This window comes from Pseudomonas kitaguniensis, assembly GCF_009296165.1.
Taxonomy (GTDB): Bacteria; Pseudomonadota; Gammaproteobacteria; order Pseudomonadales; family Pseudomonadaceae; genus Aquipseudomonas; species Aquipseudomonas kitaguniensis.
In genome coordinates this window covers 13,575-35,199 of record NZ_VUAZ01000041.1, presented here as the reverse complement: position 1 = coordinate 35,199, position 21,625 = coordinate 13,575, and the positions used below count along the sequence as shown (strand labels likewise).

Annotated in this window: 14 protein-coding genes and 2 pseudogenes; 11 read left to right on the top strand and 5 right to left on the bottom strand. The window is 60.0% G+C overall.

Features of this window, described 5'->3' with window-relative positions:
- Window positions 1–9: 9 nt before the first annotated feature.
- Complete coding sequence (locus tag F0169_RS07900; RefSeq protein WP_058411581.1) at window positions 10–822, bottom strand: MipA/OmpV family protein; 813 nt, start codon at window positions 820–822, stop codon at window positions 10–12.
- The gene (locus F0169_RS07895) at window positions 819–2,300 is read right to left on the bottom strand and encodes an efflux transporter outer membrane subunit (protein WP_152746183.1); all 1,482 of its coding nucleotides are present in this window, start codon (window positions 2,298–2,300) and stop codon (window positions 819–821) included. The genes F0169_RS07900 and F0169_RS07895 overlap by 4 nt, the downstream gene beginning before the upstream one ends.
- A 97-nt stretch (window positions 2,301–2,397) precedes the next feature.
- On the opposite strand from F0169_RS07895, the gene F0169_RS07890 reads away from it, so the two are divergent.
- Together F0169_RS07890 and F0169_RS07885 are read left to right on the top strand one after the other, a co-directional pair.
- Window positions 2,398–3,087: a response regulator gene (locus F0169_RS07890; RefSeq protein ID WP_058411579.1), complete on the top strand. Its 690-nt coding sequence runs from the start codon at window positions 2,398–2,400 to the stop codon at window positions 3,085–3,087.
- Between the two features lie 5 nt (window positions 3,088–3,092).
- On the top strand, window positions 3,093–4,268 hold the full coding sequence (locus F0169_RS07885) for a sensor histidine kinase (RefSeq protein ID WP_058411578.1): 1,176 nt from the start codon (window positions 3,093–3,095) through the stop codon (window positions 4,266–4,268).
- A gap of 145 nt (window positions 4,269–4,413) precedes the next feature.
- On the opposite strand, the gene F0169_RS07880 is transcribed toward F0169_RS07885, so the two are convergent.
- A complete protein-coding gene (locus tag F0169_RS07880; protein ID WP_058411577.1) occupies window positions 4,414–5,328 on the bottom strand; it encodes a LysR family transcriptional regulator in 915 nt (304 codons plus the stop codon).
- Between the two features lie 289 nt (window positions 5,329–5,617).
- Between F0169_RS07880 and F0169_RS07875 the strand changes: the two genes are divergently transcribed.
- The 4 genes and pseudogenes from F0169_RS07875 to pgm all read left to right on the top strand — a co-directional run bounded on the left by F0169_RS07875 (window position 5,618) and on the right by pgm (window position 11,937).
- Window positions 5,618–6,640 (top strand): zinc-dependent alcohol dehydrogenase family protein, encoded by a 1,023-nt coding sequence (locus tag F0169_RS07875; protein WP_099238018.1) that lies wholly within the window; start codon window positions 5,618–5,620, stop codon window positions 6,638–6,640.
- A 719-nt stretch (window positions 6,641–7,359) separates the two neighbouring features.
- The gene (locus F0169_RS07870) at window positions 7,360–8,790 is read left to right on the top strand and encodes a hypothetical protein (RefSeq protein WP_241679072.1); all 1,431 of its coding nucleotides are present in this window, start codon (window positions 7,360–7,362) and stop codon (window positions 8,788–8,790) included.
- Window positions 8,787–10,185: pseudogene (locus F0169_RS07865) on the top strand (aminotransferase-like domain-containing protein). The gene F0169_RS07870 and the pseudogene F0169_RS07865 overlap by 4 nt, the downstream one beginning before the upstream one ends.
- 105 nt (window positions 10,186–10,290) lie before the next feature.
- A complete protein-coding gene (pgm, locus tag F0169_RS07860; protein ID WP_152746182.1) occupies window positions 10,291–11,937 on the top strand; it encodes a phosphoglucomutase (alpha-D-glucose-1,6-bisphosphate-dependent) in 1,647 nt (548 codons plus the stop codon).
- Between the two features lie 73 nt (window positions 11,938–12,010).
- Here the strand turns inward: pgm and F0169_RS07855 are convergent.
- A pseudogene (locus tag F0169_RS07855) lies at window positions 12,011–12,704 on the bottom strand (pirin family protein).
- Between the two features lie 217 nt (window positions 12,705–12,921).
- On the opposite strand from F0169_RS07855, the gene F0169_RS07850 reads away from it, so the two are divergent.
- Window positions 12,922–15,369 carry a UvrD-helicase domain-containing protein gene (locus F0169_RS07850; RefSeq protein WP_172979369.1) on the top strand — a complete coding sequence of 816 codons (2,448 nt, stop codon included), beginning with the start codon at window positions 12,922–12,924 and terminating at the stop codon, window positions 15,367–15,369.
- A 223-nt stretch (window positions 15,370–15,592) separates the two neighbouring features.
- Here F0169_RS07850 and F0169_RS07845 read toward each other — a convergent pair whose 3' ends face one another.
- The gene (locus F0169_RS07845) at window positions 15,593–15,865 is read right to left on the bottom strand and encodes a DUF1652 domain-containing protein (RefSeq protein WP_058411570.1); all 273 of its coding nucleotides are present in this window, start codon (window positions 15,863–15,865) and stop codon (window positions 15,593–15,595) included.
- A gap of 741 nt (window positions 15,866–16,606) precedes the next feature.
- Here F0169_RS07845 and F0169_RS07840 point away from each other — a divergent pair.
- From F0169_RS07840 to F0169_RS07825, 4 genes are all read left to right on the top strand, one after another.
- Window positions 16,607–18,040 (top strand): serralysin family metalloprotease, encoded by a 1,434-nt coding sequence (locus F0169_RS07840; protein ID WP_152746181.1) that lies wholly within the window; start codon window positions 16,607–16,609, stop codon window positions 18,038–18,040.
- 48 nt (window positions 18,041–18,088) lie between these two features.
- Window positions 18,089–18,457, top strand: coding sequence for an AprI/Inh family metalloprotease inhibitor (locus tag F0169_RS07835; protein ID WP_152746180.1), 369 nt, complete (start codon window positions 18,089–18,091; stop codon window positions 18,455–18,457).
- A 103-nt stretch (window positions 18,458–18,560) separates the two neighbouring features.
- Window positions 18,561–20,315: a type I secretion system permease/ATPase gene (locus tag F0169_RS07830; protein ID WP_152746179.1), complete on the top strand. Its 1,755-nt coding sequence runs from the start codon at window positions 18,561–18,563 to the stop codon at window positions 20,313–20,315.
- Window positions 20,312–21,625, top strand: coding sequence for an HlyD family type I secretion periplasmic adaptor subunit (locus F0169_RS07825; protein WP_058411566.1), 1,314 nt, complete (start codon window positions 20,312–20,314; stop codon window positions 21,623–21,625). Before F0169_RS07830 ends, F0169_RS07825 begins: the two co-directional genes overlap by 4 nt.

The window sequence follows — 21,625 nt, the reverse complement described above, 5'->3', positions numbered from 1 at the left end:
GCCTCGTTATCAGAAGGTGTAATTGATAGCGAACATGCCCAGGCCGGCGCTTTCACGTCGGACCAGCGGGCTGTTACGGGCCTGGTCGGCGTACTGGGTCAGCGTCAGGCTGACCAGCGTCGACCAGTGCGCGTCCAGGCTGTGCTGCCAGTTCAAGGCGGCGGAGTAGGCATAGATCCCGGCGTCGGCGTTGTATCGCCCGTAGAGTGTGCGTTGGCTCTGTGCCTGGGTGACGCCGAAGAAGGTCTGGTTGTAGCGGCCATCACCGGCATGGGCGTCGATATCCAGGGCCACGGTGTCGCTGCCTGTGTGGAACAGGATGCCTTCCAGGCCGAAACGGTAGCGGTTGCCGCGGTGCTCGCCGGCCATGCGCAGTTCGGCTTCGCCGCTGACCGACAGCCAGTCGAACAGTTGCTGGCTGAGGGTGAAGTCGGCGACGGTGGCGCCGCTGATATCGCCCATGCCATTCAAGTCGCGGCCGCCCGGGCGGGTGGTGCTGTCTTTTTCCTTGCGGCCCAGGTCGTAGTTGATTGCCGCGCTGGCAGCAAAGCCGCTGTCGGATTGAAACTGCACACCGAGGCCACGGGTGGTGTCGGCAAACAATACGCCGCGCTGGATGCTGAACATCGGCAGCACGAGCGCACGGTAGCGGTCGGCGCCCATGTAGCGAGGTGCGACGCCCATGCCGAGGCCCAGAGTGGCGGTGGTCTTGTCGGCCGCCGGGCTAGCATCGGCTGCCTGTGCCGGGGTCACGAGTGTGCAGGACATCAAGGCGGCGGCGCCCCAGAGCACGGCACGGGTAGGGGGAGTGGTCAAGTTCATGGTGAAACCCTTTCTATGGAGGAAAACAGCGGTGCGCCGGACAGCGCGCGATACAGCGCCAGGCGGTTGAACAACAGTTGGTAGGTCGCCTTGCGTAACTCGATGGCGGATTCAGTCAGGCGAATTGAAGCGGCCGGGTGGTCTGAGTGCGCAGCCGCGCCCACGGCAATTTGTTGGTCAAGACGCTTGGTCTTCAATGCGGTCAATGCCGCCAGATCAATTTGCGTGGTGGCGTTGGCCAACGCTTGTTGACGTTGAGTCAACAGGTCGGCGATTTCGCGAAAAGCGTCCTGCACGGTCTTTTCATATTGGGCGACGGCGGACTGTTGGCGAGCGGTCGCGAGATCCAGGTTGGCCTGGTTGCGGCCACCGTCGAACAGCGGCAGGTTCAGTTGCGGGGTGAACAGCCAGGCGCCGCTGCCGGATGAAAACAAGTTGCTCAAGCGCGGGCTGGCGATGCCCGCACCGGTGCTCAAGGTGATCGAGGGAAAGAACGCCGCTCGCGCGGCGCCGATGTTGGCATTCGCGGCGCGCAGGGTTTCCTCGCATTGGCGCACATCGAAGCGCTGCAACAGCTGCTGTGACGGTAGATCGACCAGCCATGACGGAGGCTTGAGATCGATGACTTGGCTTTGTGCCGCCGCTGCCAGAGGGGCGACCTGATACCCTGTGACCCACGACAACGCCTGTTGCGCACGCACATGTTCAGCGTTCGCATCCTCAAGTTGCAGCGCGGAACGACGGACCTGCATGCGCTGAGTGTCAACCGTGTCCTGCGCCACTAGGCCTGCTTTTTGCTGGCCGTCGAGTACGCTCAGCAGCTGGTTTTGGTTGTCGAGAATGGACTGTGTGTCGGCCCTCACGCTGGCCTGCAGGCGTTCCTGCAAATATAGCCGCGCCACTTCGACGATCAGCGCCTTGCGCGCGGCCTGGTTACCGTAGCGCGTGGCCAGGTAATCATGTCGCGCCGCTTCGGACAGGCTGCGCACGCGTCCGAAAAAATCCAGCTCAAAGTCCGAAATACCCACGGACGCCACCGCGATGTCCTGCCCATAGCGTTCGTCGGCGGCCTTGTCGTGCAAGTGCTGGCGGTCGCGTTGCAGCCCTAAGGCCACGGTGGGCAGGCGATCGGCGCGGGAAATACCGAACTGGGCGCGGGCTTGCTCGACACGCAGCAACGCCAGGCGCAGGTCACGGTTGTAGTCCAGGGCCTGTCCAACCAGGTGCAGCAGCTGCGCCGATGAGTCCAGGCTGCCCAGCAGCTGTTTCTCTTCTTCGCTGAGCGCTTCTACATCGTTGATCGTGGAGGAGGGGGCGTCCGCTACCCGTGTGCCTTGCAGGTTGTCCGGTACCGGCAACGCAGGCGTGTGATAGGTCGGCGTAAGTGAACAGCCGGCCAGCATGCCGGACAGCAGCAAAACCGCGCCGAGGTGTTCAGGCAGCTTGATAGGCTTGGACAGCGGTGCAGTGGTCGGCATAGGATCGGTTCGCGAAAGTCGGGCGTAGGGCAATACTGGCAGCGGACTTTCAATAAACCGTTCGTGAATTATCAAGGTTTCATCAAGAGGCTTCTTTGTGTCAGGAAAACGTATCCTCATTGTCGAAGACGATGCCGACAGCGCCAATATTCTCGAAGCCTATCTGCGCCGGGATGGTTTTGAGGTAGCCTTGGCCGAAGACGGTCAGCGTGGTCTGGACCTGCACAAAAGCTGGCAGCCCGACCTGATCCTGCTGGACGTGATGCTGCCGCGCTTGAGTGGCACTGAAGTGTTGTCCGCCGTGCGCCGCAGCAGTGATACGCCGGTGATCATGGTCACGGCCATGGGCGATGAGCCGGAAAAACTCGGCGCCTTGCGTTATGGCGCGGATGACTACGTGGTCAAACCCTACAGCTCGCGGGAAGTGGTGGCGCGGGTGCATGCGGTATTGCGACGTACCCTGGGCAGCCAGCCGGTTGAGCAACTGCTGCGCCATGAAAACCTGCGCGTTGACCTCACTGCCTTCACGGCGGCCATTGAGCACCGCGATGCGCCAACGCAGTTGCTGGACCTGACGCCGACGGAGTTCAAGCTGCTGGTCACGTTGCTCAAGACACCGTCCAAGGCGTTCACCCGGGATGAGTTGCTGGAAATCTGCCTACCGGAAAGCGAAGCCCTGGCCCGGGTCGTTGACGCCCATATTCACAACCTGCGACGCAAGTTGGAAACCCATGGCATCGCCGGGGTACTGGTGACCGTACGCTCCATTGGCTATCGGTTCAGGTAACCCGCATGTTTGAGAAGTCTCGGGTCAACGACAAACCGCTGTGGCGCTGGGTCGGTATGCGCATGAGCCTATTGGCGATCGGCGCCGTGGTGGTGATTGCCCTGTGCATGTGGGGCAACTTCAGGCTTTCGGACTGGTATTTCTTGCAGCGCCTGCCGCCGCAAGCGCGTGAGGAATTGCTGCACCTGCGCGCCGAGCCGCAACTCAACGAGACACGCTTGCGCCAACTGGTAGCCGAATACTACCCAGTGGAATTTTTCCAGCCGGATATCGCCAATCGCGACTGGCTGATCCTGGCCTGCCTGGTGTTGGCGGCCATCCCGATCATCATCGTCTGTGGCTTGTGGTTTTCGCGCCCCTTGTCCAGCCAGTTTTCGGCGATAGCGCAAGGGGCACGGCAGGTTGCCGGTGGAGACTTCTTCACGCGCCTGCCGATTCACCGACACACGCCCGACGAACTGCAACGCCTGATCAGCGACTTCAACAGCATGACCACGCAACTGGAGCGTTACGAGCGGGATGTGCGCGAGTCAAGCGCGGTCATCGCCCATGAACTGCGCACGCCCCTGAATGCCGCCATGGGACGCGTGCAGGGCATGCTCGATGAGGTGTTCCCCAGCGATGTAGCACAATTGGGCATGGTCAAGCGTCAGCTCGATCAACTCAGAAAATTGGTGGATGACTTGCACCTGTTGTCGATGGCCAGGGCGGGTCGGTTGGTGCTGGAACGCAGCGACTTTCCCCTCGCGGCCCTGGTGAGCGAACGATTGGCCTGGTTCCAGCCGCAATTGGATGACGCCTGTGTGCGTACGCACGTGAGTATTGCCGATGGGTGTTGTATCCATGCTGATCGCGATCGCTTGGGCCAGGTGCTGAATATCCTGATTGATAACCTGCTGCGCTACGCGGCAGGCGGCGGCGAGCTGAGCATCATGGCGCGGCAGGTCCAAGATCGGGTGGTGATTGAGATCGGGGACCGCGGCCCCGGTATCGAGGCGCAGCACTTGGACAGCGTATTTGATCGCTTCTGGCGTGCGGAGCGTTCGAGGGCGCGTTACTCGGGCGGCAGCGGATTAGGTCTCTCCATCGCCCGTGCGATTTGCCAGGCCCATGGTGGCGCTATTACCGCCAGCAATCGTGACCAGGGTGGCACCATGATCAGCGCGGTATTTCCGTTGTAACCGTGGACCCATCTACCTATACAGATGGCTATGTAAATCATGCCCTCAGACGTGCCCCCAATGTAGTAATCCACTGGAAGTGAATGGAGCTACATGGTTTGTTGAAAGGCAGAAATGATCAGATAAATAGCCTGTCCGGGGACTTCTAAAGACTCTCAGGGTCGCCAAAAAACATCTGAATCCGCGAGCGCAACCAGCGCTCACCCGGATCGTTATCCTGCGACCCGCGCCACGCCATGTGCAGTTCAAACGAGCGCACCGGCAACGGCGGTTCTTCCGCGCGCAGGCCGCCGGTTGCGGTCAGCGCTTGCGCGGCGTAGTCCGGCACGATCGCCACAATGTCAGTGCCCGCCAGCAACGTGCCCAGCCCATTGAACTGTGGCACGGCCAGCACAACGTGGCGTTTGCGCCCCAACTTTTCCAGCTCTTCATCGATAAACCCGCTCAGGTCACCGGCGAACGACACGAGGGCGTGAGGGCGTGCGCAGAAGTCGTCCAGGCTCAGCGAGCCGGGCACGCTGTCGGCGCGCAGCAGTTTCGGCAGGCTGCGCCGCAGCACTTTGCGCTTGGCGTTGGCGGGCAGGTCGGCGGTGTAGCTGACGCCAATGGAGATCTCGCCGGAGGCCAGCAGGCCGGGCATCAGGATGTAGTTGACGCGGCGCACCACCAGCACGATGCCAGGGGCTTCGGCGCGCAGGCGCTTGAGCAGTTGTGGCAGCAGGGCGAATTCGACATCGTCCGACAGGCCGATACGGAACACGGCGGTGCTGGTGGCCGGGACGAATTCTGCGGCGCGGCTGACCGCAGTGGAAATCGAGTCGAGGGCTGGGGAGAGCAGGGCGAAGATTTCCACGGCGCGGGCCGATGGCTCCATGCTGCGCCCGGTGCGCACAAACAGCGGGTCATCGAACAAACCGCGCAGGCGCGACAACGCCGCGCTGATGGCCGGTTGGCCGAGGAACAGCTTCTCGGCGGCGCGGGTCACGCTGCGCTCATGCATCAAGGTTTCGAATACGATCAAGAGGTTAAGGTCGACACGACGCAGGTCGTTACGGTTCATCTTGTGTCCTGGTAGAGTCAGCTTACTTGACGAGAGCGGCCATACAGGAACCCTTGAGGTTCCGTTGTGAGGCACGACCGGCATTAATCTTACGGGCAAAGGCTGTTACTCTGCACCGGCTAATTGCGTTTTCCTACGCGCAAATTGAGTTTTCCCACAACGGCTGAGCACAAATATTCAGCTGCGGAATCAATGACAAGCATGTCGACTATTAATGGCGACCGGTGGCCTTACCTGGAAAGCCCAGATAAAGTTCATGGCATTAGAGGTTACTTTGACGAGGTTTGCGATGTCCCGCACGATCCGTTTTCACAAGTTTGGTCCGGCCGAGGTGCTCAAATGCGAAGAGCATGTAGCCGCGCAGCCCGCACCGGGCGAAGTGCAGGTGCGTGTCGACGCGATTGGCATCAGCTGGTACGACATTCTGTGGCGCCAGAACCTGGCGTCCTCGCATGCACGTCTGCCGTCTGGCCTCGGCCATGAGATGGCTGGGGTGGTGGTAGCCCTCGGCGACGGCGTGGATGACTTGGCAGTGGGCGATAAAGTGGCCAGTTTTCCGGCCGAGAGCCCCAACGATTACCCAGTGTATGGCGAACAGATCGTGCTGCCCCGTTCAGCGTTGGTGCGGTACCCGGATGTGCTGAGCCCGATTGAAGCCAGCGTGCACTACACGCCGTTGCTGATCGCCTACTTTGCCTACGTTGACCTGGCACGCGTAAAACCCGGGCAATTTGCTTTGGTCACCGACGCGAGCCACTGTGCCGGCCCCTCGTTCGTGCAGTTGGGCAAAGCCCTGGGTGTGCGGGTGATTGCCGCCACCAAAGACAGTGCGGAGCGTGAGTACCTGCTGTCGCTGGGCGCAGAAAAGGTGATTGTCACCGAGGAGCAGGACTTGCTCATGCAGATCAACAAGTTCACTGATAACCGCGGCGTTGACGTGGTGTTCGATGGCTTGGGTGGCCCGCAGATGTCATTGCTCGGTGATGTGCTTGCACCACGTGGCAGCCTGGTGCTCTACGGCCTGCAAGGCGGCAATCAAACGCCGTTCCCGGCGTGTGCCGCGTTTCAGAAGAACATTCAGTTCTTTGTGCATTGTATCGGCAACTTCACCGGCAAACCGGAGTTGGGCATCATTCAGGACCAGGTTGCGCTGCAGCGTGCGTTGCGCGACATCAACCAACTGACCGCCGACCGGGTGCTGGTGCCATTGAAAACCACAGTGTTTCCGTTCAATCAGTTCGTTGAAGCACACCGTTATATGGACGAGTGCCCTTGCCGCGAGCGCGTTGCGCTGCAGGTCGAAGCTGTTTGAGGTGTAGGAGTATTCGCAAACGAGTATTCCAAACCCCTGGCGCATGCGGCAGATGCGCCATCTGACATGACTTGTACCCGCGCGCTGTCCGAAGCGCGCATCCGCCTTTAGCCCCCGTAAATCATACCTTTCTTCTTCGCGCCGCCCTGAATTTCAGCGCGGCGCTTGCGTGTGTGCGTTATCAAATTACCGCCCGGGTAACTATCTGAACTGGTTTTCGACCCGGTTCTGTATCTGTTAATAAAAATGTCAGTCCTGATAATTGAGTCTTCACTTTCAACTCAAGGACTGAGTAATGATCCGAATTTTGATACGGCCGCACGGGCTTTCAGCAACTAAAAGTTTGGCGTCTGCCTGGGCCGGACGCCTCGGGCATTTGCAAGGCGCATCTCAATCAAATAAGCCGATCAGGATTAAAGTTTGAAGAGGTTTATTTGTCGGACAGATCTTTAAGTTCAGGGTTAAAAGGGTGTAGGACGTCGTGGGAAAGGTCCTAGGAGTGATGCCGTAAGAGGCCTTGGCGCTTGGCGCACGGGCGTCAGCGCCATGAATGCCCTCAGCGCGGTCACGCCCCCGGCACCTGTCGATTTGTTGCAAAGTGCTAGTGTTTGTATAGGAAGAACACTGCTGCGTGAGCGACATTCTTACAGACGTAATAGATCAGGCAACTGCGCTCGGTAGTTGTTTGAAACTGATATTTTCACTCAGGTAGTAGAACTATGAGCGCCATTCACGAACAGGCCATGAATTATGTTTACCAGCAAGTTCAGCAGCGGTTGATCGGGCACTTCAGTCGCACCGAACGCACCACACTTCAATTGTTGATCCAGCGTATCGTCGTGGCGGCGGGCGGCATGGAACAGGTGGGCGGTTACAAGGTGCTTGTGGCCCATGGCGGTGGTGAAGTCAGCAGTTACACCCTGGCGTTGCTGCGTGCTGCACAACTGAGTATTGCTGCACGAGCGCCCAAGACGTTTCAGCTGCGGGTCGCCACGCTGCGCCACGCGGGTATGACCCAGGCCACGCTGGATACGATCCATCGTGGTTACACGCAACTGTTTATGCACGATGACGACCGGGTTGAGTTACTGATGGTGGAAGACCAACAGGTACTGCCGTTCAACCACCAGCGCCTGGTGTCACCCGTTGGGCGCGGTATCAGTCAACGCAACAAGTTGATAATCGGGCATATGACGTCCGGCGATATTTGCGCAACGTTGTGCAACGACACGTACTTGGCCTTGGGTGATTTCTACCAGCGTGTCACCGCCTGGAACGGCGGCGTGCATGCGCTGGTCAGCGGCGATTGCGCGCGTAAACAAAGCCAGCTCATTGCCTGGTTGAAAAAAGCCGCTCAGGCCACCGGGGCCAAGGCCACGGTCAATCCCGCATCGCTCAATGGGCTGTTTGCGCGCATGGACGCCTGGAGCGATGACTTCTATCGTGACATTTATGGTGAGCTTTATGTGCCAAAGGCTGACCCCTGCCTGGGTGGGCACCATCACTTGGCGTACATCGGCATTGTCGACCTGTTCGAAGGTATCGACAGAAGTTGCGCGCCTTTGCTCACCGAGTTCATGGCCTATGCCCCGGATCCGTTGGGCTTTCATTTCAGCCACCCGGCCTTTGCCAGCCCGAGGTTGATGGCACACCTGCGAGGCCTGCAGGCCGAATGCGTGCGGGCATTGGACTACAAGGCAGCCGTAGAAGCCTTCGTGCTGCAGGCGCAGGCGTATCTGCAGAGCCTGCAGGCTCCCGAAGCACTGATGGCGCAAGCCGGCAGCCGTGACGGGCGCGCCTTGGCTGCCGGGTATGCCCAGCAGGCCCTCGGCCTGGATGAAAGCCAACTGGTCTGCCTGTTGTTTTCGCCTTTTATCCATCACGGCGAACGGCTGGAAGGTTATTTGCGCCAGTGCCACCCAGGCATGCTGGTGGCGCTGCCTGAACTGCACAAAGTGCTGCAGGGCAAGCCTGCAGCTGAGATGTTGCAGCAATGGGTGGCTGACACCAGCGGCATGTCGTTGCCGTTGCTCCAGCATCTATACCGTCAACGGCCGCGGGCCATTGCTCCAGGCGGCGGCGAACGCGGCACTCGCCATGAGCACGCCCTGCCCGACGGCGACCTGAACTTCCAGCTGTACGGACGATGACGCTGCGCGGTGTGCGGGATTTCGCCTACCAGGCGGTTTACCGCTACATGATCAACCTGATTAACGAGGTCAGCACCGATACCCGGGTGAAACTGCCGTCTTTGCGCCAGTTATCGCTGCGCCTGAATGTATCAATCTCGACCATTCAGTACGCGTACTCGCTACTGGAAAAAGAGGGCAGGGTGTATTCGGTGGCCAAGTCGGGTTATTACGCGTGGCCCTTGGCGAGCAACCCCATGGCCATGCCCAGCGGGGATTTGCTTGAGCGCCTCTACGTAGCCGCGCGCGCCCGGGCATGGTGGTGCTCAGCGGCGATGAGCCAGCGCTGTTGGCGTCGCTGATGGCACGTTGCTGCGACTCGAGCGCGAACTGGTGCGCCAATACCCGCACCCTTCGCAGCCTTGGTCGCAGCCTTGCGGGGGCTGGGAGCTGCGCGCGGCGCTGGCGGCGCGCTATACCTCGTCGCCCACCCGCTGCTGGCACGCCGACGATGTTTATATCGGTGCCGACCTGCGAGGCGTGCTCGATATTCTTATCGAGGTGCTGGGCCTGCGCGGTGCCACGGTGATTGTCGAGTCGCCCTGCGACTGGCTGATCCTGCGCCTGCTGCAGGATGCCGGGGTGCGAATTCTAGAGTTGCCCTGGGCGCACGATGGCAGCCTGGACCTGGTATCGCTCGAAGGCATGTTGCGCGGTGAGTCGGTGCGCCTGGTGTTGCTTTCGTCGGCGATCAACCTGCCCTCGGGGTTCGCCATGCTGCCGCACGATTGTCTGGGTGTGGCGCGCCTGTTGGACCAGTACGGTTGCTGGCTGCTGGAGAACGATACCTACGGAGAGCTGGGGTTCAAGCCGCCCCCGGCGGCGCTGCGCGATGTGGTCAATCCGGAGCGGCTGGTGGTGTTTTCCTCCTTCGAAAAAATACTCGGGCCGGAGGCGCCGTATGCTTATGCGCTGTCCCGGCACATGAGCAGCGAGTTGCAGCGCCAATTCTTGCTGCGCTCGTTCCGGTTATCATCGATTCGCCAGCGCGCAATTGCGCGTCTGTACCACAGCGGGCGCATTGATCAGCACCTGCGCAATTTGCGCCCGTTGCTCAGCCAACAGGCGGACGAAATGAGTCAGCGCCTGGCGCAACACGTGGGTAATCAAGTGACCTGCCGCATGCCCGCCGGTGGCGCCACCCTCTGGTTAGGCTCTACCCATGCGGTCGACATGCGCCAGGTGTTCCAGCATTTACTCGCCCGGCAGGTGGTTGTCGCGCCCGGTGAGTTGTTCAGCGTCGGCGGGCTGCACCACCAGCATTTTCGCTTGAGCCACACGTTTCATGGGCAGCCTGACCTTGAGATTGCGCTGGCGGCGCTGAGCGAAGCACTGCGCCGGGCGCAGATAGGCTAGGCCTGTGAAATTTCTCTTCAGGTTGTAGGATCGATACCGTCGCGCAGTAGTCCAACTCTCAGTAAACTGCCATTTTTTCCGAATCCTTCTTTTCGAGGTTTATGCATGACAATCAGTCCTTTTGCGGGCAAGCCAGCGCCAGCCCAGTTGCTGGTAGACATCCCGCGACTGGTCACGGCCTATTACACCGGCCAGCCTGATGCAGCGATCTCCACCCAGCGCGTGGCCTTTGGTACTTCCGGGCACCGTGGCAGCTCGTTCGAGCTGAGCTTCAACGAATGGCATGTACTTGCCATCAGCCAGGCCATCTGCCTGTACCGTGAAGCGCAAGGCATCAACGGCCCGTTGTTCGTGGGCTTGGACACCCATGCGCTGTCGACACCGGCCGGTGCCAGTGCACTGGAAGTGCTGGCCGCGAATGGCGTGCACGTGATGCTGGCCGAAGGCGATGAATACACGCCGACGCCGGCGATTTCCCACGCGATTATTTGCTACAACCGTGGCCGCACCAGCGGCCTGGCCGACGGCATCGTGATCACGCCGTCGCACAACCCGCCGCAGAGCGGCGGTTACAAGTACAACCCACCCAACGGCGGCCCGGCCGACACTCACGTGACCAAGTGGATCGAAGCCAAGGCCAATGAACTGCTGGCCAACAAGCTTGCCGGGGTCAAGCGCATCACTCACGCACAGGCGCTCAAGGCGGACACCACGCATCGCCATGATTACCTCAACAGCTACGTGGCTGACCTGATCAATGTGATCGACATGGATGCCATCCGCAGCGCCGATCTGCGCCTGGGCGTCGATCCATTGGGCGGAGCAGGGGTGCGCTACTGGTCGGCGATTGCCGAGCACTACCGTTTGAACCTCGACGTGGTCAACACCGAAGTCGATGCCACCTTCCGCTTCATGAGCGTCGACTGGGACGGCCAGATCCGCATGGACCCGTCTTCCAGCTACGCGATGCAAAGCCTGATCGGCCTCAAAGAGCGCTACGACGTGGCGTTTGCCTGCGACCCGGACCACGACCGTCACGGCATCGTCACCCCGTCCGGCGGCCTGTTGGCGCCGAACAACTACTTGGCGGTGAGCATCGATTACCTGTTTCAGAACCGTCCTGACTGGCGCAGCGATGCGGCCGTGGGCAAAACCGTGGTCAGCAGCGGCTTGATTGATCGCGTTGCGGCGCGTATCGGCCGTCGCCTGTATGAAGTGCCGGTTGGCTTCAAGTGGTTTGCCGATGGCCTGTTCGAAGGTTCGCTGGGTTTTGGCGGTGAAGAAAGCGCCGGCGCCTCGTTCCTGCGCAAGGATGGCAGTGTGTGGAGCACCGACAAGGACGGCCTGATTCCGGCCTTGCTGGCGGCGGAAATGACCTCGCGCAAGGGGCAAGACCCGAGCCAGATCTACCGTGGCCTGACCGACGCGCTCGGCGAGCCATTTGCGATTCGCGTCGACGCCAAAGCCACGCCGGCGCAGAAGGCCTTGTTAGGCAAACTGTCGCCTGAGCAGGTCACGTCCACGCAATTGGCTGGCGAGAGCATTCAGCAAATCCTCAGCCATGCGCCGGGCAACAACCAGGCGATTGGTGGCTTGAAGGTGATGACCGAAAACGGCTGGTTCGCCGCACGGCCATCGGGCACCGAGGATATTTACAAGATCTACGCCGAGAGCTTCGTCGGTGAGGATCACCTCAAGCAGTTGGTTGAAGAGGCCCAAGTGTTGGTGGACGGTGCGATCAGTTCCAACTGATAACCCGGCCGCATGATGTTCCCACGCTCTGCGTCTAGCTCTAGAAGCTGGCGCGGAGCGCGGGAACGATCAATCAGGCCAGATCAACCAGCACGATCTCGCTGTCTTCCAGCGCCGTTACGCGCAACACCTGCTCATTTTCCACCGCCACACCATCCCGCGCCTGTGCACGCAGCCCATTCACCTCAATCACCCCCGTCGCCGGCACCAAGTACGCGCGCGCCCGCCGTCCAGCCTGTATTCGGCGCTTTCCCCAGCCTTCAGGTTGGCCGCCACCAACCGCGCATCCGCACGAATCCGCAAGCTTTCACTGTCCCCCGCCTTGCCACTGGCCAGCGTCACAAAGCCCTCACGGTCGCCTTTCGGAAACGGCTTGGCACCCCAGGAAGGTGGCAAACCCGCCTCATTCGGAATAATCCAGATCTGAAAAATCTTCGTCGGCGCGCTTCCAGGTTGTACTCGCTGTGCGCAATCCCGGTGCCCGCACTCATTACCTGCACATCGCCAGCCTCTGTGCGGCCTTTGTTGCCCAGATTATCGGCATGGCTGATAGCGCCTTCACGCACATACGTGATGATTTCCATGTCACGGTGCGCGTGCTGCGGGAAGCCGGTGCCGGGCGCGATGATGTCGTCGTTCCATACCCGCAGGTTGCCCCAATGCATGCGTTCGGGGTCGTGGTACTCGGCAAATGAAAAGTGGTGATGGGCATCAAGCCAGCCATGGTGGGCGCCGCCCAAGGTATTGAAAGGTCGAAGTTCAAGCATGATCGTCTCCTGTTGATGTCGCCATGATCCACCCGTGCATGATCGATAAAAAGCGTAAAAAATGCCTTATTCCCATCCAATATTTCGATTGGTTCCTGGCGTTTTGACTTTCACTTCATCGGCTAACTGCATGACGTGAAAGCAATTGGCTGGAACTCAACGCCGATTCCGGCGACCATGGCGGCTTCGCCAAAACATCCTCATCGCTGGAGTCCGCGTGCCGCAACAAACGCCCGATTTGCCCCCCGATCTGCTGCCACTGGCGCAAATGCCCCTGCTTAAACGGCTGGCCGCCCGTTTGTTCGGCCACGGCCTGACGCGCTTGCGTGCCCAGCACCGGTTTTCCTGGCTGCACGGGCAAGCCGATGGGTTCCGCAGCGGGCACGAGGCCGGTGTGGAATATGGCTACCGCGAGGGTAAGGCAGACGGTATCGAGGAGGGGCGGCAAGTATTGTTGATCCGTGACTTTCGCCCCGATGAGCACACGGCGCCAGGCGTGGATCACAACCTGTTCGACGATTGGCGACTGCCACTCGGCGCCGACCTTAAAAAGCGCATGAAGGCCGATGTAGCGCGCTTGCTGCCGGCCCATGCGCAGCCGAGTGCCGCGCAATGGAAGATGATTTTCAGTGACACGCCCTCGACCTCGGTGATTGCCGGTGCCGGTGCGGGTAAATCCACCTCGCTGGTGCTGCGCATTCTGTTGCTCACGCATTACCTGGGCTTTGAATTGAGCTCGATGACCGTGGTGACCTTCACCCGCGAGTCGCGCAAAGATTTCATCAACAAGCTCATGCACATTCTCAGCCTGTGGGGCCAACCCCTTGGCATTAAAGAAGCCCAGGCCGTGGTGCGTACCTTTCATTCACGCATTCTGCCGATGGTGCGCAGCTTGCCGGGGTTCGAGCGCTTGCAAGCCTTCGAGAACCTCGGCAGCGGTGTCGAGGACGCGGACAGCAACCCGTTCGACCTGCGCATCAGCGACGCGCAGCGCCAACAGATGAACGCCTGCTATCACCGGCTGCAGGGCCGACATGAACGTTTTCGCGAGCTGATCGCGCCATTGGCACGCCATGGCCTGCAACTCAAGGAGCTGGAGCGCGATCACCCGGATGTACAGAAGCGCATAGCGGTAACCGAGCTGGCCGCCAAGCGCGATGAAGAACTCTGTGATGTGATCGAAGACCTGTGGTTTCGCGCTGGCGCCTGGCCGATAAAGGGCATTGAGCCGAGCCGCCAGGCCTTCGAAATCAACGGCGCGCAATTTCATTGCCACGGCTACATCCCGGAACTGGATGCCTGGGTGGTGCTCGGCTTCGACGCACGGGAAGACGCCCGGATCAGCCGGCCGAATTCAAAACTGTCGGTACGCGCAGAGTGGGCGGTAAAGCGCACCTTGTTTCAAGCTTTCTGCCGTAAGCCATTGATATGGTTGGATAGCTACGAGTCTTCCAAGCGCCTTTTAAGCAGCCTGGCGGGTGATGCCAGCGCCGGGCCTGGCTTTGATTACAAGGTGAAAGGCGAACTCACGTCAGCACCGCTACTGGACAGTTTTGTCATGGCCGCCGGGTTTATCGAGAACCTCGGGTTGGACGTACCCGCCGCTGTGGGGCAGATGAGCTTTGCGCAGGACGACCCGGACCGCTGTTTTTTTGAAGCCCTGAGCATTTTCTGGAAAGCTCTGGAAGAGCACCTGCTCGACCAGTCGCCGCCGATCATGACTTATAACCGCATGTTCTCGCTGTTCGGCGAGAACACCCCGGAAAATCTCAAGTTGCTCAGTGACCCCTTGCTGCGACCGATGTCGCACCTGATGATCGATGAATTCCAGGACGTATCGCCGCAGATCGTCTCGTGGGTGCGCGCCAGCCTGCGCGAAATCCGCAGCCGTGGCCCGGCAATGCACGTCGGCCGTGGCGCGCAACGCTCGTCGTTGCTGTGTGTGGGTGATGACTGGCAATCGATTTATGGCTGGCGCGGCAGTTCGCCCAAGTACTTCATAGAATTCGACCAGCAATTCCCGTCACCCAGCACTACGCGCGTGATGCTCAGCGAGAACTACCGCAGCCATCAACACATCATCGACGCTGCCGAGCATATCGTGCGTGCAGCGCCGTCGCTGCCCGGCAAGAAGGCCAAGGCGAGTGGTCAACCCCGAGAGCGGGTGCCCGTGACTGTGCTGACGCGCGACGACGCTGCGCTGGGTCGGCAGTTACTGGAACGCTATCAACAGGGCGATTCGGTGTTAATGCTGTATCGAAAAAGTAGCGATAAGCTATTGATTGAACAGCATATTCAGCCCGTAGTTAATCTGGATTCTAGCTTGCCGCCACAAGCCCGCCGGTTAAAACAGCTGACGTATCACAGTGCCAAAGGCCTGCAAGCGGATTCGGTATTCCTGCTCGGCGACTGTCAGCACCTCACGAGTTCGCCCTACAAAAACCAGGTGTACCGCATGGCGGGCTTGGGCAAGGATGGCGACAGTGAACCGTATGACACCGCGCAAAAGGACGAAGTGCTGCGCCTGGCCTATGTCGGCATCACGCGGGCGGTAAGCCATTGTTATTGGTATGTGGAAAAGCCCGAAGGCCAGGGCGTGAATCTGCCCAGAGCATCTGAGCGGGTAGACGGCGCAAAAGCGTTTTTTGACGATCAGCGCGGCTAAACCGGCTCAAAAGCAGGCGGCCCAAAAGCAGGCCTGAATGGTCGGATAAAACGCGCTTGTGTGGAGGCGGGCTTGTGTGGGAGAGGGCTTGTGTAGGAGCGGGCTTATGTGGGAGCGGGCTTGCTCGCGATAGCGGTGTGTCAGACACGTATTTTTCAGCTGACACACCGCTATCGCGAGCAAGCCCGCACACAGTTGCCCGGCAAGCAATGCTGGAATCGAATCAGGCGCGCAAGGACAGCGGTGGCACGAAACACTCCAGCTCGTACTCCACCGATTCGATGATGCGCTCAACATCGGCGGCATTCATCACGGTGGCGCACGGGATGCCGGCAATCGCGATCAGCGTCTCGCCGCTGGCACGGTCGAACAGGCGGGCAACCATGCTGCCGGGGGCGTCCATGCTGCCCTCGAAGCCCATCGGATGGAAATGCCAGCGCATCAGCTGGCAGGCGTTGGGGAACGTCACTTTGTTCATGTTGCCCACCTGGTTCATTGAGCGCTTCCTTAAGCTCGCGGCAGGGCCATAACCTTCACTGGTCGTGGCAGTGTAGGACTTCAAAGTAGCATTCGCGCGGGCGCCCAAGGTGAGTTTTTTGGCGCCGTTTGGCGGTTGTTTGCGATTAATTTGATCTGCGTCATGCCCGTCTGCAAATCAGGCGAATTGCCACTATTGATAGACGCCGTTTCGCCATTGACAGCGCGGTCAAACCCAGGATGTAACCGCCGTCTGCCCGTCACGGCGCTGCACATGCCGCGTATTGCCTCGGCCTTACCATCGCTGGGTCATGCGTTGTTGCCCGCGCTCTATCGAAGTGCGACTAAGTACAACTTAGTGGCACTATGCCTTGCACTTTTGTGGCCCGGTAATGGGGGACAAGCCTGATTAATAGCGCAAGTAGCCTGTCGCCAATGCGGTAATTGGCACGGTGGCAATATATTGGATCCATTCAACAACTAGGCTGTTAAAACGTGTCCGTGCGCAACGCTATTTAATATTTAAATAACACCCAGTCTGAAACTGTCGGACAAAAGCAGTTGCGCCCAACAAACACTGCGCGCGACTTTATCTTATTGAATGAGCGCCACCTATTCACTGCGGAAATATGTGTAGACGGAAGATTTCAAATTGTGTCAATTTTCTTACGCCTTCAAAAGAGGCGAGTGATAGGACGACCTCGCCCGCGTGGGTCCTATCGACCAAGACTGATGCATTTGCAAACAAGGAAGTCCGTTTATGTCAAAAGTAAAAGAGAAGGCTATTGTTTCTGCCGCGCAAGCCAGCACGGCTTACTCGCAAATCGATAGCTTCAGCCATTTGTACGACCGTGGCGGCAACCTCACGGTCAATGGCAAACCGTCCTACAGCGTCGACCAGGCAGCCAACTTTTTGCTGCGTGATGGTGCCGCTTACCGGGACGTCGATGGCAACGGTAAGATCAACCTGACTTACACCTTCCTGACCTCGGCTACCACGGCCACCATGAACAAACATGGCATCTCCGGGTTCAGCCAGTTCAATACCCAGCAGAAAGCACAGGCCGCCCTGGCCATGCAATCCTGGTCGGATGTCGCCAACGTGAGCTTTACCGAAAAAGCCACCGGCGGTGATGCCCACATGACCTTCGGTAACTACAGCGGCGGCCAGGATGGCGCAGCGGCGTTCGCCTACCTGCCCGGCAACGGCGCAGGCTACGACGGCGTCTCGTGGTACCTGACCAACAGTGGCTACAGGGAAAACACCACGCCGGACGTGAATAACTACGGCCGTCAGACCCTGACCCACGAAATCGGCCACACCCTGGGCCTGTCCCACCCTGGCGACTACAACGCCGGTAATGGCAACCCAACCTACAACGACGCGACCTACGGACAGGACACGCGCGGCTACAGCATCATGAGTTACTGGAACGAGAGCAACACCAAGCAAAACTTCAGTAAAGGTGGCGTCGAGGCTTATGCTTCCGGCCCGCTGATCGATGACATTGCCGCGGTTCAGAAGCTCTACGGCGCCAACTACGCGACCCGCGCAGATGACACCACCTACGGTTTCAACTCCAACACCGGTCGTGATTTCTATAGCGCAAAATCCAGTGCCGACAAGCTGGTATTTTCGGTATGGGACGGTGGCGGCAACGACACCCTGGACTTCTCCGGTTTTACCCAGAACCAGAAAATCAACCTCAATGAGGCCTCGTTCTCCGACGTAGGCGGCATGGTCGGCAACGTGTCCATCGCCAAGGGGGTCACCATCGAGAACGCCCTCGGCGGTTCGGGTAATGACCTGATCATTGGTAACAGCGCAGCCAACGTAATCAAAGGCGGTGCCGGCAACGACATCATCTACGGCGGCGGCGGTGCGGACCAACTGTGGGGCGGCACCGGCAGCGATACCTTCGTGTACGGCGCCAGCAGCGACTCCAAGCCAGGTGCTTCGGACAAGATCTTTGACTTCACCTCGGGTTCGGACAAGATCGACGTGTCCGGCATTACCAAAGGTGCGGGCTTGAGCTTCGTCAGTGCGTTCACCGGGCATGCCGGCGATGCCGTGCTGAGTTATGCCTCGGGTACTAACCTGGGCACCTTCGCCGTAGACTTCTCTGGGCATGGCGTGGCGGATTTCCTCGTCACTACCGTGGGCCAGGCAGCCGTCAGCGACATCGTGGCGTGATGTAAAGCGCGCGGCGCTGCGGCGCCGCGCACTCTGCCGGAGTTAAAGATGCCGCGTTTTTTTTATTTGATCGCCTGTGTTTCACAGGTGTTGTTCGTGTCGGCAGGAGCCCATGCAATGGCTAGCAGTCTCGTTTTACTCTCAACCGCGCAATTGGCCGGCCATTGGCAGTTGCACCAGCAGGATCAGGTCTGCGCGCTGGACCTGTTGGAAAAGGCCAACGCCCTGGCCGGTGATGTCGCCTGCGCCGAGCAATGGCTGGGTGATAAACCGCTGAGCTGGTCGCCGACGCCCGACGGTATTTGGCTGATGAACGCCGAAGGCACTGGCATTACCCATTTAAATCGCGAGAAACCCGGCGAATATAAAGGGTATACTCCCGCAGGCACAAAAGTTGTTCTGCAACGAATACCTTAGTTAACAGTAATAAGCATATAACTCGATTTTAATAGTTGGCCGTCCCGTGTCAGGGGCGCGGGCAACTGTTGCGCGTCATTCGGTTCAGGGAAGATCAAACACTATGGCGACGTCCCGTGCGGTTGCACCCTTATTCAGGGCGCTGGGTGAATATAAGAGCATTTTGATCAGCATCGGCTGTTTCACCGCATTGATTAACGTATTGATGCTGGTGCCGTCGATTTACATGCTGCAAGTGTATGACCGCGTGTTGTCTTCGCAGAATGAAACCACGCTGGAGATGTTGACGCTGATGGTCGTGGGCTTCTTTGCCTTTATTGGCACACTCGAAGCCCTGCGCAGTTTTATCGTGATTCGCATCGGCAGCCAGTTAGAGCGGCGGTTCAACTTGCGCGTGTACAAAGCCGCGTTTGAACGCAACCTGCAACGCGGCCAGGGCAATGCCGGGCAGTCGCTGGGCGACCTCGGGGTTATTCGTCAATTCATCACCGGGCCTGCGCTGTTCGCGTTTTTCGATGCGCCGTGGTTTCCCATCTATCTGCTGGTGATCTTCCTGTTCAACGTGTGGCTTGGCGTGCTGGCCACGGCGGGCGCGGTGCTATTGATTGCGCTGGCGTGCCTGAATGAATACCTGACCAAAAAACCGCTGGGCGAGGCGGGCGCGTTTTCCCAGCAGTCGACCCAGTTGGCCACCAGCCATTTGCACAACGCCGAGACCATCCAGGCCATGGGCATGCTCGGCGCGTTGCGCAAACGCTGGTTTGCCGTGCATTCGCAATTTCTCGGTTTTCAGAACAAGGCCAGCGACACTGGCTCAATCATCACCTCGCTGAGCAAGTCGCTGCGCCTGTGCCTGCAATCGCTGGTGCTGGGCCTGGGCGCGTTTTTGGTGATCAAAGGCGAGATGACCGCCGGCATGATGATCGCCGGCTCCATCCTGATGGGCCGCGTGCTCAGCCCCATCGACCAGTTGATCGCCGTATGGAAGCAATGGAGCTCGGCCAAGCTGGCCTACCATCGGTTGGACGATTTGCTGCGTGAATTTGCCGCCGACGAGGCGCCCATGGCGCTGCCTGCGCCCAAGGGCCAGGTGAGCTTCGAGCAGGTCAGCGCAGGCCCGCCCGGGCGGCGCGTGCCGACCTTGCAGCAGGTCAGCTTTAACCTCGGCGCCGGTGAAGTGCTCGGTGTGCTCGGCGCCTCGGGCTCGGGTAAATCGACCCTCGCCCGCGTGTTGGTGGGCGTATGGCCAACCCTGGCCGGCACTGTGCGCCTGGATGGCGCCGACATCCATCGCTGGGACCGTGAAGACCTCGGCCCGCATATCGGTTACTTGCCGCAAGACATCGAGCTGTTCAGCGGCAGCATCGCCGACAACATTGCGCGTTTTCGTGATGCCGACCCGGCGCTGGTGGTCAAGGCCGCGCAACAAGCCGGCGTGCATGAGCTGATCCTGCGCCTGCCACAAGGCTACGACACGCTGCTGGGTGACAGCGGCGGCGGCTTGTCCGGTGGCCAAAAGCAACGTGTCGCCTTGGCGCGTGCGCTGTACGGCGGGCCGCGCCTGATCGTGCTGGATGAGCCCAACTCCAACCTCGACACCGTCGGCGAAGCCGCCTTGGCCAGTGCCATCGTGCAGATGAAAGCCCAAGGCAGCAGCGTGGTGCTGGTGACGCACCGTTCCTCGGCGTTGGCCCAGGCCGACAAGTTGCTGGTGTTGAACGACGGGCGTTTGCAGGCCTTCGGCCCCAGCCAGGAAGTGCTGCGGGCCTTGTCGGGCCAGCCGCACGAAGCACCGCGTGAAAAGGCCGGCGTCAGCCTGAGCCGTCAGTATCAAGCCGCAGGGAACCCTGGCGCATGAGTAGCCTCACTGTTGAACCTCGTTTTAAAGAACGCGACGCCGGTTTTTTTGTGCGCATCGGCTGGCTGATGACCCTCGTCGGCGCGGGTGGATTTTTCCTCTGGGCCAGCTTGGCACCGCTCGATCAAGGCATCCCGGTGCAAGGCACGGTGGTGGTGTCGGGCAAGCGCAAAGCCGTGCAAACCTTCAGCCCCGGCGTGGTCAGCCGGATTCTGGTGAAGGAGGGCGAGTGGGTGAAACAGGGCCAGCCGCTGTTTCGCCTTGACCAGACCCAGAACCAGGCCGATGTGCAATCGCTGCAAGCCCAGTACCGCATGGCGTGGGCCAGCGTGGCACGCTGGCAGGCCGAGCGTGACAACCGTGCAAGCATCAGCTTTCCGGCCGAACTGAGCGCCAGCCCCGACCCGGCGCTGGCGCTGGTACTCGAAGGCCAGCGCCAACTGTTCAGCAGCCGACGCGAAGCGGTTGCCCGTGAACAAGCGGGCATTCGCGCGAATATCGACGGCGCCACCGCACAGTTGAACGGCATGCGCCGCGCCCGCAGCGATTTGACCGCCCAGGCGCAATCGCTGCGCGACCAACTGAGCAACCTGCAACCGCTGGCCGACAACGGCTATATCCCGCGCAACCGGCTGATGGAATACCAGCGCCAGCTGTCCCAGGTGCAGCAGGACTTGGCGCAGAACAGCGGCGAAACCGGCCGTGTGGAGCAGGGCATCGTTGAATCGCGGCTCAAGTTGCAGCAGCACAGCGACGAATATCAAAAAGAGGTGCGCAGCCAATTGGCCGACGCGCAATTGCGCAGCGTCACCCTCGAACAGCAACTGACCTCGGCAGGCTTCGACCTGCAGCACAGCGAAATCAACGCGCCGGCCGATGGCATTGCGGTCAACCTCGGTGTGCACACCGTCGGCGCCGTGGTGCGTGCCGGTGAAACCTTGCTGGAAATCGTGCCCCAAGGCACTCGCCTGGAAGTGGAAGGGCATTTGCCGGTGCATCTGGTCGACAAGGTCGGCCCGCATTTGCCGGTCGACATTCTCTTCACCGCCTTCAACCAGAGCCGCACGCCGCGTGTGCCGGGGGAAGTCAGCCTGATTTCCGCCGACCAGATGCTCGATGAAAAAACCGGCGCGCCGTATTACGTGCTGCGCACCACGGTGAGTGAGTCCGGCCTGCAAAAACTGCATGGCCTGGTGATCAAGCCAGGCATGCCGGCCGAGATGTTTGTGCGCACCGGCGAACGCTCGTTGCTCAATTACCTGTTCAAGCCGCTGCTCGATCGCGCCGGCTCCGCGTTGACTGAGGAATGA

Coding starts and splice junctions, on each gene's coding strand:
- F0169_RS07880 (WP_058411577.1), bottom strand. CDS start 5,328: ATGAACCGTAACGACCTGCGTCGTGTCGACCTTAACCTCTTGATCGTA.
- F0169_RS07830 (WP_152746179.1), top strand. CDS start 18,561: ATGGCGACGTCCCGTGCGGTTGCACCCTTATTCAGGGCGCTGGGTGAA.
- F0169_RS07845 (WP_058411570.1), bottom strand. CDS start 15,865: ATGAACCAGGTGGGCAACATGAACAAAGTGACGTTCCCCAACGCCTGC.
- F0169_RS07825 (WP_058411566.1), top strand. CDS start 20,312: ATGAGTAGCCTCACTGTTGAACCTCGTTTTAAAGAACGCGACGCCGGT.
- F0169_RS07895 (WP_152746183.1), bottom strand. CDS start 2,300: ATGCCGACCACTGCACCGCTGTCCAAGCCTATCAAGCTGCCTGAACAC.
- pgm (WP_152746182.1), top strand. CDS start 10,291: ATGACAATCAGTCCTTTTGCGGGCAAGCCAGCGCCAGCCCAGTTGCTG.
- F0169_RS07900 (WP_058411581.1), bottom strand. CDS start 822: ATGAACTTGACCACTCCCCCTACCCGTGCCGTGCTCTGGGGCGCCGCC.
- F0169_RS07835 (WP_152746180.1), top strand. CDS start 18,089: ATGCCGCGTTTTTTTTATTTGATCGCCTGTGTTTCACAGGTGTTGTTC.
- F0169_RS07885 (WP_058411578.1), top strand. CDS start 3,093: ATGTTTGAGAAGTCTCGGGTCAACGACAAACCGCTGTGGCGCTGGGTC.
- F0169_RS07870 (WP_241679072.1), top strand. CDS start 7,360: ATGAGCGCCATTCACGAACAGGCCATGAATTATGTTTACCAGCAAGTT.
- F0169_RS07875 (WP_099238018.1), top strand. CDS start 5,618: ATGTCCCGCACGATCCGTTTTCACAAGTTTGGTCCGGCCGAGGTGCTC.
- F0169_RS07840 (WP_152746181.1), top strand. CDS start 16,607: ATGTCAAAAGTAAAAGAGAAGGCTATTGTTTCTGCCGCGCAAGCCAGC.